Genomic DNA, 10,840 nt, shown 5'->3' on the forward strand with positions numbered 1-10,840 from the left:
ACGCTCAGACCGGCGGCTTGCCCGCCTGCGCCGCACGCGCCGCGAACGCCGCCCGCTGCGCCGCGATCCGGTCCCGCGGGTTCTCCTTGACCACCCGCTCGTCCAGCTTCATCTCGCCGATGAAGCGGCTCGGGAAGGCGCGCCGGATCTCGCGTCCGCGCTTCTGCCGCAGCAGCGTGCTGACCAGCAGCGTGCGCCGGGCGCGGGTGATGCCGACGTACATCAACCGGCGCTCTTCCTCCAGGCGCTCGGCGGTCATGTCTTCCTCGTCGCGCTTGAAGGGCAAGGTGCCTTCGTTGACGCCGACCAGCACGACGTGCGGCCACTCCAGCCCCTTGCTGGCGTGCAGCGTGGACAGGGTGACCATGTTCTGGTCCTGGTCGCCACGCTCGGCCAGGCTCAGGATCACGCTGATCGACTGCGCCACCTCCAGCACGCTCTTTTTCTGCGTCTCCACGGTCATGCCGCCATCGTTGTCGATCTCGCCGCCGCAGCGCTTGGCCACCCAGTCGATGAAGTCGATCACGTTGGACCAGCGAGCGGCTGCGACCTTGGGGTTCTCCTCGTTGTCCAGCAGGTGCTGCTCGTAGCCGATGTCGGTGAGCCACTCCATCAGCATCGGCCGGGCCGCCTCGGCGCCGACGGTGTGGCGGGCGCGGTATTCGAGGTCGTTCACGTAGCGGCCGAACTCGTGGAGTGACCCGATCGCCTTGCCGCTCAGCGCCGTGCCGAGCGACTCCTGGAACAGCGCCTCGAACAGGCTCACGCGCCATTTGCCGGAAAAGTCGCTCAAGGCCGCCAGCGTCGTGTGGCCGATGCCGCGCTTCGGGGTCGTCACGGCGCGCAGGAAGGCGGGATCGTCGTCCTGGTTCACCAGCAGCCGGAGCCAGCCGCAGAGGTCCTTGATCTCGGCACGGTCGAAAAAGCTCTGCCCGCCCGAGACCTTGTAGGGAATCTGGGCCTTGCGCAGCGCCTCTTCGAGCTTGCGGCTCTGGTGGTTGGCGCGGTAGAGGATGGCGAAGTCCTTCCACTCGGTGATGCCGGTGTATTCGCCCGTGGTGTTGGCGCGGATGGCCATGATCCGGGTCACGGCGCGCTCGGCCTCGTGTTCTTCCTGGTCGGATTCGACCACCTTGACCGGCTCGCCCTCGCCCAGGTCGCTCCACAGCTTTTTCTGGAAGATCTTGGGATTCAGCGCGATGACGTTGTTCGCGGCGGTCAGGATGGCGCTGGTGGAGCGGTAGTTCTGCTCCAGCGGGATCACCTTGAGGTTCGGATAGTCCAGCGGCAGGCGCTTGAGGTTCTCGATCGTCGCGCCGCGCCAGCCGTAGATGCTCTGGTCGTCGTCGCCCACGGCGGTGAAGATGCCGTCCTGGCCGACCAGCGCCTTGAGCAGGTCGTACTGGGTCGCGTTGGTGTCCTGGTATTCGTCGACGAGGACATGGCGCAGCTTGCGCTGCCACTTCAGGCGGGTCTCCTCGTCGGTCTGCAGCAGCTTGAGCGGCAGGCTGATCAGGTCGTCGAAATCCACCGCCGAATACGCCAGCAGCCGCTCCTCGTAGAGCTTCATCACCCGGGCAGCGATGCGTTCGTCGTCGTCCTTGGCGGCGGCCTCGGCCTGCTCGGGCGTGAGGCCGTTGTTCTTCCACAGGCTGATGGTCCACTGCCAGCTGCGGGCGAGCTTGGCGTCGGTGGTGCTGCCTGCATCGCGCAGCACGCCCAGCACGTCGTCCGCGTCCAGGATCGAGAACTTCGGTTTCAGCCCGAGCCGCTCGCCGTCCTCGCGCAGCAGGCGCACGCCGAGACTGTGGAACGTGGCGATCAGCAGATCCTTCGACGCCCGCGCCCCCACCAGCGCCCGCGCCCGCTCGCGCATTTCCTGCGCCGCCTTGTTGGTGAAGGTGATGGCGCCGATCTGCGACGGCGCGATGCCCTCCTGCAGCAGCCGCGCGATCTTGTGCGTGATCACCCGCGTCTTGCCGGAGCCGGCGCCCGCCAGCACGAGGCAAGGGCTGTGCAGGTGGTAGACGGCCTGGAGCTGGGCGGGGTTGAGGGTGGAAGGGGCTTCGGCCATGGGGGTCGCGCGGGGAGCGCGGAATGGAGCAAGCGGGGGCGGATGATAGCGAGGCGCTCATTCCCCCCGAAGACGCGCCAGCTAGCGCCACTCTTTCAGCGCAGACGAGCGGAATCGCAGCTCATAGGTCACCGAGGGATCCAGGAACCGGATCCTCTCGCACACGCGATTTGACGAGGTCAGCTAGATCAACATCGCCGAGCGCTGCCATCAGCGCCTCGTAGGCGGCAGCGGGAACACAGTAGAACACCGGCTCGTTGCGGTTGAGGATGGCGATGGCCCGACCGTCGCCGCTGGCCACCACCTTCATGGGATTGGCCTTCAGCTCGGAGATGCTCGCAGCCATGTCGGAGAGGATCGGATAGGGCATCGTGGTTCCAGAGTTCAGCGTACGCCGTGGCCTTGTGCCACCCAAGACCGGATTGTGGACCTGGCAACTGGTCTCGTAAAGCCGGCGCGCACAGGCAGAATCCCGGCGATGCACGATCCAGCCACCCCTGCACCGCCAGCGGCACCGCCCGCCCAGCCCCGCAACCCGCTCCACGGCCTGACCCTGGAGCACATCGTCACCACGCTGGCCGACCACTACGGCTGGGACGGGCTGAACGAGCGCGTGCCGGCGCGCTGCTTCGCCAGCAACCCGAGTGTCGGGTCGAGCCTGAAGTTCCTGCGGCAGACGCCGTGGGCGCGGGAGAAGGTGGAGGGGCTGTACCTCTACCTGCAGCGGGAGCTTCGCCGGACCGGCGGGCGGTGATCAGCGCCGCGGGGTGGTGATCGCCACGCAGACGGCGCCCGCCACCACGCCCCAGAACGCCGAGCCGATCCCCGCCATCGACAGCCCGCTGAGCGTGACGAGGAAGGTCACCAGCGCCGGCTCTCTCCAGCGCAGGTCGGCCATCGCCACGCCGAGTCCGCCGCCGATCGTGCCCAGCAGCGCAAAGCCGGCCACCGCCAGCACCAGCGCCTTCGGGAACGCGCCGATCAGCCCGGCCACGGCGCCCGCGGCCAGCCCGACACCCAGATAGAAGACCCCCGCCATCACCGCCGAGGGCCAGCGCCGCGCCGGGTCTTCGTGCGCCTCGCGACTCATGCAGATGGACGCCGTGATCGCCGCGAGGTTGAGCGCGTAGCCGCCGAAGGGAGCCAGCAGCAGTGTGGCCAGACCGGTCGTGGCGATGACCGGGGAAACGGGCGTGTCGTAGCCGGCTGCACGCTGGGCAGCGACACCGGGCAGGTTCTGCGACGCCATCGTCACGACGAACAGCGGCAACGCCACGCCGAACAGGCCGCGCAAGGTGAACTCTGGCGTGGTCCAGACGGGTGCGCCGAGCCGCCAGTCCACCGTGTCCAGGTGCAGCCGCCCCAGCGCCCAGGCCACGCCCAGCCCCACCGCCAGCACGCCCGGCACCGCGTAGCGCGGCCAGAAGCGGCGGCCGAACAGGTAGGCCAGGAACATCGCGCCGACCAGCCCCGGATCGCCCGGCATCGCACCGAACGCATCCAGCGCGAAGCGCGCCAGCACGCCACCCAGCAGCCCGGCCGCCAACGGCTGCGGAATGCGGTCCATCACGCGGGCGAACAGGCCGGTCACGCCCGACAGCGTGATCAGCAGCGCGCTGACGATGAACCCGCCAATTGCCTCGGGCATCGTCACGCCCGCCGCCGCGCTCACCAGCATCGCCGCCCCCGGCGTCGCCCAGGCGGTGAGCACCGGGCGGCGGTACCAGACACTCAGGCCGATGCTGGTCAGGCCAGTGCCGACACAGATCGACCAGATCCACGAGGTGACCTGCGCCGGTGTCGCGCCCAGCGCCTGCGCGGCCTGGAAGACGACCACGAGCGAGCTGGTCACGCCGACCAGCATCGCCACGAAGCCGGCGACGACCGCGGACAGCGACAGGTCGCGCCGGAAGCTCCGCACGGAGACGTCCCCGTTCAGAACGTGTAGCCCGTCTTGACCTCGACGTTCTCCAGCGCCTCCAGCAGCCGCGACAGCGGCCGCAGCACCGAGTAGCGCGAGGCGACGTGGTGGGCGTTGCGCCAGACGAGCGGGAGGTCCTTCAGGTAGCCGTCCTTGCCGTCGCGGTGGTAGAGCCGCGAGAAGATGCCCAGCACTTTCAGGTGGCGCTGCAGGCCCATCCATTCGTAGTCGCGCCAGAAGGTGCCGAAGTCGTCGGCGACCGGCAGCCCGGCCTTGCGGGCACGCTCCCAGTAGCGCACGGCCCAGTCGATCTGGATGGATTCGTCCCACTCGATGTAGGCATCGCGCAGCAGCGAGACCACGTCATACGTCACCGGCCCCCACACCGCGTCCTGGAAATCGAGCACGCCCGGCGTGGCCGGATCGGCGCCGACCATCAGGTTGCGGCTGTGGAAATCGCGGTGCACCAGCACGCAGGGCTGCGCCTCGCAGACGCGGGTGATGGTCTGCAGCGCCTCTTCGAGCACCTGCTGCTGCGTGCTGTCGAGGGTGAACTGGCGGTGGCGGCCGATGTACCACTCGGGGAAGAGGTCCAGCTCGCGGCGCAGCAGCGCGGCGTCGTAGGCGGGCACCTGGCCTTGGGCGGGGATCTGCTGAAGTTGCACCAGCGTGTCGAGCGCGCCGCGGTAATGCGCATCGGCCACCTTCAGGCCGGCGGCGGTGCCGAAGTCCTGCGCCTGCAGCTCGGCCAGCAGCGTGCGCTCGCCGAGGTCGGACAGCAGCAGGAAACCCTGCGCCTCGTCCCAGGCCAGCACCTCGGGCGCGTTCAGCCCGCCCTGGCGCAGCAGGCCGGCGACCTGCACGAAGGGGCGGCTGTCCTCGCGGTCGGGCGGCGCGTCCATGACGATGCGTGCCGCCTCGCCGCGGGCGCTGTCGATGCGGAAATAGCGGCGGAAGCTCGCGTCGGCGCTGGCCGGACGCAGGCTCTCGGCAAGCAGCCCGTGGGCCTCGGCCTGCGTGGCCAGCCAGGTGTCGAACGCGGCGCGGCGCTGGTCGTCGGGCCAGTGGATGGAGGTCGGAGCGTCAGCAGGGGTCACGGGGGCCATCTCGGAGCATGAAATAATCGATCGATTCTAGCGAGGCGCCCCAGGGCGACCGAACCGCCTTCCGTGCCGAACACCCTCGTCCTTGCCGACCTCTGCGTCCCCGCCGCCCGCCGCCGCCTGCGCCGGACCGCGCAGCGCGTGCTGGCGCTGATCGCGGCGCTGACGCCGCTGGCCGCTGCCGCGCAGTCCTGCCGCATGAGCGCCCCCGAATGGGCCACCCAGGGCCTGAGCCTGCCGCTGGTCGACGCCAGCGCCGTGGCCGATGACCGCATCCACCTCGAAGCCGACCGACTCAGCGGCCAGACCGGCGAGACGCTGATCGCCGATGGCCGTGCCCGGCTGCAGCGTGGCCTGCTGAGCCTGCAGGCCGAGCACATGGAATACCGCCAGCGCGAGGACCGGGTGCAGGCGACCGGCCAGGTGCTGCTGGCCCGCGGCGACGACCGCTACCAGGGCAGCGAGCTGTCGCTGAACACCGAGCACCAGGAGGGTTACTTCCTGGAGCCGCGCTTCTACCTCGGCCGCACCCAGGCCGGTGGGCGTGCCGAGCGGGTCGACTTCATCGGCAAGAACCGGCTGGTGGTGCGCGGCGCCGCCTACAGCAGCTGCGAGCTGGTCGACGGCAAAACCACGCCGTGGGTGCTGACCACCCGCCGCGTCCGGCTCGATTTCGACGCCAACGAAGGCCTGGCGGAAGGCGCCGTGCTGCGCTTCTACGGCGTGCCGATCCTGGCAGCACCGGTGCTGAGCTTTCCGGTGACGGACGCGCGCAAGTCGGGCTGGCTGCCGCCGCTGATCACCACGTCGAGCAACGCCGGTTTCGGCCTGTCGGTGCCCTACTACTGGAACATCGCGCCGGACCTGGACGCCACGCTGACGCCGACGGTGCTGTCCAAGCGCGGCGCGGGGCTGGAGTCCGAGTTCCGCTACCTGCGCCCGCACTGGCGCGGCGAACTCAACGGCTTCTGGCTGCCCCGCGACCTGACCGCCGGACGCGACCGCTGGGCCGCCCGCTGGGCCCAGCAGGGCGAGTTGCCCGAGGACGTGCGCTACGACTGGCACCTGCTGCGGGTCTCGGACGACAACTACTGGAAAGACGGCCTGCGCGGCGCCGAGTCGCTCACGCCGCGTCTGCTGTCGAGCGCGGCCCAGGCCCAGCAGCGCCGCCTGCTGCAGGTGGACGGTCTGGGCGAGGTCGAGCAGCACCTCTACGCGCGCCTGCAGCAGTGGCAGGTCCTGCAGAACACCGACCCGAACACGCAGATCGCCCCGCCCTACCAGCGCACGCCGCAGATGGGCGCGCTGTGGAGCAACCGTGGCGGGCCGCTGCAGTGGTCGCTGCAGACCGAGTTCAACCGCTTCACCAACGCCGACCCCACCCGCATCGCCGGCAGCCGGCTGCATGCGCTCGGCCAGGTGGCGTGGCCGCTGGGCGACGAAGGCTGGCGTCTGACCCCCCGCGCCAGCTTCAACGCCGCGGGCTACGAGGTCGACCGGCCCCTGAGCGATGGCCGCACCCGCGCCGCGCGGGTGATCCCGAACGTCAGCGTCGACAGCGCCTGGTCGCTCGACCGCGAGTCCCGCGCCTTCGGCCGCGACCTGATGCAGACGCTGGAGCCGCGACTGCTCTACGCCTACACACCGTGGCGCGACCAGTCGGCGCTGCCCAACTTCGACAGCGCGGCGCTGGACTTCAACGCCACGACGGTGTTCTCGGAGAACGTCTTCTCCGGCATCGACCGTGTCTCCGACGCCCACCAGATCACCGGCGGCCTGACCACGCGCTACCTCGACCGCCACAGCGGCGCCGAGCTGGCGCGGCTGGGTGTCGCACAGCGCTACCGGCTCAGCGAACAGCGCATCACCGCCGACGGCGTGCCGGCCACCAGCCGCTTCTCGGACCTGCTGGTGCAGGGGTCGCTCATGACCATCCCGCGCTGGACCCTGGACAGCTCGCTGCAGTACAACACCGACTCCGACCGGGTCGAGCGCACCATCACCAGCGTGCGCTACTCGCCCGGGCCGCTGCGCACGCTCTATGCCAGCCACCGCCGCAACCGCGGTGTCAGCGAACAGCTCGCACTCGGCTGGCAATGGCCGATCGACGGACTGCTCGCGCCGGTGACTAGCCTGGTGGGCAGCGACACCGCCCATGCCACGGGCCCGGCGCGGCCGGCGCGCAGCAGCGCCTCGTCCTGTGACGGCCGCCTCTACGGCGTGGGCGCGCTCGACTACAGCCTCAAGGACCGGCGCATCAGCGGCGCCATCGTTGGCTTCGAATACGATGCGGGCTGCTGGGTCGGCCGTGTGGTCGCCCGGCGCCAGTCCACCAGCCTGCAGGCGTCGTCGACGCAGCTGATGCTGCAGCTGGAACTGGTCGGCCTGTCCCGGCTCAACGCAGGCTCCAACCCGCTGGCGGTCTTGAAGGACAATATCCCCGGCTACCAGCTGCTGCGCGACCCCCGGGCCGCGGCCGCACCGGCCGTCCATCCACCCGCCACCGGCGGCGACACCGACACCCCATGACCGAGCTGCAGACACTGTCCCCCGACGCGCGTGCCGCGCGCACCGCCTCGATGACACCACGCCGCCGCCAGGCGCTGTCCGTCCTGCTGCTGGCGGCCAGCCTGCTGTGCACGCCCATCGGCAGCTTCGCCCAGGCGGCGCGGCGCAGCAGCGGCGACTACATCGTCGCGGTGGTGAACCAGGAACTCGTCACCAACAGCGAGGTGCTGCAACGCCTGCAGCGCGCCGAGCAGGAAGCCGCCCGCAGCAACACCCGGCTGCCGGACCGCGACACGCTGATGCGCGAGCTGCTCGACCAGCTGATCGACGAGCGCGCCCAGCTCAGTGCCGCCCGCGACGGCGGGGTGCGCGCGGAGGAAAGCGACATCGACCGGGCCGTCACCAACGTCGCGGCGCAGAACCAGATCACCGTGCCGCAGCTGCGCGAGCGCCTGCGCACCGAGGGCATGGACTTCGCCCGCTTCCGCAACAACCTGCGCGACCAGATCCTGCTGGAACGCATCCGCGAGCGCGAAACGCAGAGCCGCATCCGCATCAACGACGCCGACATCGAGGCCTGGCTCGCCCAGCAGCGCGAGAAGAACGGCGCCGCCACCGAATTCAACGTCGCGCAGATCCTGCTGTCGGTGCCGGAAAACGCCACGCCGGCCGTCGTCACGCAGCGCCGCCAGCAGGGTGTGGCCCTGCTGCAGCGCCTGCGCTCGGGCGAGGACTTTGCGGCGCTGGTGCGCGAGGCCTCGGATACGGGCAAGGAACGCGGCGGCGAGATGGGCTTGCGCCGGGCCGACAAGCTGCCGGATCTGTTCGTCGAGGCGGTCAGCCCGCTGCGGGCGGGTGAGGTGGCGCCGCAGGTGCTGCGCTCGGGCGCCGGCTTCCACGTGCTCAAGCTGATCGAGCGCCGCGAGGCCGCGCTGACCGTCGCGCAGCAGCACGCCCGCCACATCCTGCTGCGCCCGGGTCCGAAGCTGACCCAGGAGGCGATCCTCCGCCGCCTGGCAGGCTACAAGCGCCAGATCGAGGCCGGTACCGCGAAGTTCGAGGATCTGGCCCGCCAGAACTCGGAAGACGGCAGCGCCGCCAATGGCGGTGACCTCGGCTGGGCCTCGCCGGGCCAGTTCGTGCCGGAGTTCGAGCAGGCGATGTCGGCGCTGCGGCCGGGCTCGATCGCCGAACCGGTCGTCTCGCGCTTCGGCGTGCACCTGATCCAGCTGCTGGAGCGCCGCGACGTGCGCCTGGAGCCGCGCGAACAGCGTGAAATGGCCCGCGCAGCGCTGCGCGAACAGAAGTCCGAAGATGCCTACGCCGACTGGGCCCGCGAGGTGCGTGCCCGCGCCTATGTCGAGCTGCGCGACCCGCCCGGCCAGTGACCTTTCCACGAGTCCCTCTCTTTTGAAACACATTCCCCGCAAGCGCTTCGGCCAGCATTTCCTCACCGACGGCGCCGTGCTGTCGGCCATCGTGCGGGCCATCGATCCGCGGCCCGGCGAGGCGCTGGTCGAGATCGGCCCGGGCATGGGGGCGATGACCGATCCGATCGTCGAGTGCTGCGAGCACCTGACGGTGGTCGAACTCGACCGCGACCTGGCTGCCCGGCTGCGCAAGCGCCCCGAGCTGACGGTGATCGAATCCGACGTGCTGAAGGTCGATTTCCGCGAGGTCGCCCGCCTGGCGCAGGCCACCTACGGCGAGGCCCACAAGCTGCGCGTGGTCGGCAACCTGCCCTACAACATCTCCAGCCCGATCCTGTTCCACCTGCTCGACTTCGTCGACGTGGTGGAAGACCAGCACTTCATGCTGCAGAAGGAGGTCGTCGACCGCATGGCCGCGTCGCCGGGCAAGAAGGACTTCGGCCGGCTGTCGGTGATGCTGCAGTGGCGCTATGACATCGAGTCGCTGATCGACGTGCCGCCGGAGTGTTTCGACCCGCCGCCGCGGGTGAATTCGGCCGTCGTGCGCATGACGCCGCTGCGCCATCCGCCGGCGGTGGATGTGGCGCTGCTGAGCGAGCTGGTGGCGGTGGCGTTCTCGCAGCGCCGCAAGATGCTGCGCAACACCCTGGGCCACTGGCTGGCCGAGCGCTGCGGCGACGATGTGCCGGCCTTCGACCTGCAGCGCCGCGCCGAAGAGGTGCCGGTGGCCGACTACGTGGCGCTGGTGACGGCCGTCGGCCTGCGCGACGCGGCGAAGAAGACCGCACCATGAAACAAGCCCGCACAGGGCGGGCTTGTCGTGGTCGTCAGGGACGCTGTGTTGCGCAGTCGGTCGTCATGCGGCGGCCGCGAGGGCCGACGTGTCGAAGGCACTGCTCATCACCGGCATGTGCGGCGCGAAGGCCGGTGCAGCGTTCTTGCTCGGTTTCGGTGGCGGCTTCACAGGTTCCGCCGGGGCTCCATCAGCCCGCTCCCATTGCCCTTGGTCCTGGGAGCGGGCTACTGAAAAGAATAGAAACATCGGAAGGGTATCTTCCGTTCTCCCCAGTAGTCGGATGCATCGCGGAACACGTCGAGCAGCTGCTCGCGGGCCTCGCGGTCGAACTTGGCGTTGTCCGGCAACTGCTCCAGCACAAGGACAAACCCTGCCTGCGCACCGGACTTGTTGACCAGATCGGTCATGCAGTCGTAGAGCGCGTCGAGGTTCTTGCCGAAGTGGGCCGGGAACAGGAACGCCTTGGCAATCGACTCCAGCACTTCCGGCTTGGAAGACGCTTCGGCCAGATTGGCGTAGAGAAAGTGGTGGCCCAGGTCCTGGGCCGCCGACATGAGGTCGTCCACTCGGAAGGCCCGGATGGCCTGCACGATGTTCGGACGCACGGTCTGCATAAGCATGGTGGATGGTCCCTTAGGGCTCTCGATCCTCGTCGAAGTCACGGTGCGATGCGGTGAAAGCTCGCGTAGTGGTCTTGCGTGTAGAAACAAACATCCGGGGTCGTCGGCTCCCGTCCACCGCAGATGATGCGCCGCGCTCCCCGGTCGCGCGATCCTGCAGTCGGGACGGTATATTCTCTGTAGTATCCTCGGGTCTCCCGCGGCAGAAGCCGCTCCCGGTTGCCGAACACCGAGCCGTCCTTGCTCGGATATCGGAACGGGCCTCCGGACAGAATCCGGCGGTGCGTGTCGGCGGCTTCCGACGGCAGTTCGGACACCCTGAGGGTCCCGCTCTGCAGCCCGACCGTTTCGGATTCGCCCCTGGCCTGTACCAAGTCCGGCGTACCGA

10 protein-coding genes are annotated in these 10,840 nt (G+C 69.6%); 4 read left to right on the top strand and 6 right to left on the bottom strand.

Features of this window, described 5'->3' with window-relative positions:
* Positions 1-4: 4 nt before the first annotated feature.
* Entirely contained in the window at positions 5-2,074 is a 2,070-nt protein-coding gene (locus tag AABN02_RS19345; protein WP_338416543.1) for a UvrD-helicase domain-containing protein, read from the bottom strand.
* Positions 2,075-2,195: 121 nt separating this feature from the next.
* A complete protein-coding gene (locus AABN02_RS19350; protein WP_338416544.1) occupies positions 2,196-2,444 on the bottom strand; it encodes a hypothetical protein in 249 nt (82 codons plus the stop codon).
* Positions 2,445-2,552: 108 nt separating this feature from the next.
* Here AABN02_RS19350 and AABN02_RS19355 point away from each other — a divergent pair, with 108 nt between their 5' ends.
* Positions 2,553-2,828: a VF530 family protein gene (locus AABN02_RS19355; RefSeq protein WP_338416545.1), complete on the top strand. Its 276-nt coding sequence runs from the start codon at positions 2,553-2,555 to the stop codon at positions 2,826-2,828.
* Here AABN02_RS19355 and AABN02_RS19360 read toward each other — a convergent pair whose 3' ends face one another.
* Both AABN02_RS19360 and AABN02_RS19365 read right to left on the bottom strand, forming a co-directional pair.
* Entirely contained in the window at positions 2,829-3,995 is a 1,167-nt protein-coding gene (locus AABN02_RS19360) for a benzoate/H(+) symporter BenE family transporter (RefSeq protein ID WP_338416546.1), read from the bottom strand. It abuts the gene before it with no gap.
* A 14-nt stretch (positions 3,996-4,009) separates the two neighbouring features.
* Positions 4,010-5,101 carry a phosphotransferase gene (locus AABN02_RS19365; RefSeq protein WP_338416547.1) on the bottom strand — a complete coding sequence of 364 codons (1,092 nt, stop codon included), beginning with the start codon at positions 5,099-5,101 and terminating at the stop codon, positions 4,010-4,012.
* 63 nt (positions 5,102-5,164) lie between these two features.
* On the opposite strand from AABN02_RS19365, the gene lptD reads away from it, so the two are divergent.
* The 3 genes from lptD to rsmA are packed head-to-tail and all read left to right on the top strand — an operon-like array spanning position 5,165 to position 9,829.
* Positions 5,165-7,627, top strand: coding sequence for an LPS assembly protein LptD (gene lptD, locus AABN02_RS19370; RefSeq protein WP_338416548.1), 2,463 nt, complete (start codon positions 5,165-5,167; stop codon positions 7,625-7,627).
* On the top strand, positions 7,624-8,994 hold the full coding sequence (locus AABN02_RS19375) for a peptidylprolyl isomerase (protein WP_338416549.1): 1,371 nt from the start codon (positions 7,624-7,626) through the stop codon (positions 8,992-8,994). The genes lptD and AABN02_RS19375 overlap by 4 nt, the downstream gene beginning before the upstream one ends.
* Before the next feature lie 22 nt (positions 8,995-9,016).
* On the top strand, positions 9,017-9,829 hold the full coding sequence (gene rsmA / locus AABN02_RS19380) for a 16S rRNA (adenine(1518)-N(6)/adenine(1519)-N(6))-dimethyltransferase RsmA (RefSeq protein ID WP_338416550.1): 813 nt from the start codon (positions 9,017-9,019) through the stop codon (positions 9,827-9,829).
* Positions 9,830-10,056: 227 nt separating this feature from the next.
* On the opposite strand, the gene AABN02_RS19385 is transcribed toward rsmA, so the two are convergent.
* The gene (locus AABN02_RS19385) at positions 10,057-10,452 is read right to left on the bottom strand and encodes a barstar family protein (protein WP_338416551.1); all 396 of its coding nucleotides are present in this window, start codon (positions 10,450-10,452) and stop codon (positions 10,057-10,059) included.
* Positions 10,453-10,490: 38 nt separating this feature from the next.
* Positions 10,491-10,826 (bottom strand): ribonuclease domain-containing protein, encoded by a 336-nt coding sequence (locus AABN02_RS19390; protein ID WP_338416612.1) that lies wholly within the window; start codon positions 10,824-10,826, stop codon positions 10,491-10,493.
* Positions 10,827-10,840 lie beyond the last annotated feature (14 nt).

The sequence above is a fragment of the uncultured Sphaerotilus sp. genome, from assembly GCF_963924895.1.
GTDB lineage: Bacteria > Pseudomonadota > Gammaproteobacteria > Burkholderiales > Burkholderiaceae_C > Sphaerotilus.

Coding starts and splice junctions, on each gene's coding strand:
- AABN02_RS19345 (WP_338416543.1), bottom strand. CDS start 2,074: ATGGCCGAAGCCCCTTCCACCCTCAACCCCGCCCAGCTCCAGGCCGTC.
- AABN02_RS19350 (WP_338416544.1), bottom strand. CDS start 2,444: ATGCCCTATCCGATCCTCTCCGACATGGCTGCGAGCATCTCCGAGCTG.
- AABN02_RS19375 (WP_338416549.1), top strand. CDS start 7,624: ATGACCGAGCTGCAGACACTGTCCCCCGACGCGCGTGCCGCGCGCACC.
- AABN02_RS19365 (WP_338416547.1), bottom strand. CDS start 5,101: ATGGCCCCCGTGACCCCTGCTGACGCTCCGACCTCCATCCACTGGCCC.
- AABN02_RS19385 (WP_338416551.1), bottom strand. CDS start 10,452: ATGCTTATGCAGACCGTGCGTCCGAACATCGTGCAGGCCATCCGGGCC.
- AABN02_RS19355 (WP_338416545.1), top strand. CDS start 2,553: ATGCACGATCCAGCCACCCCTGCACCGCCAGCGGCACCGCCCGCCCAG.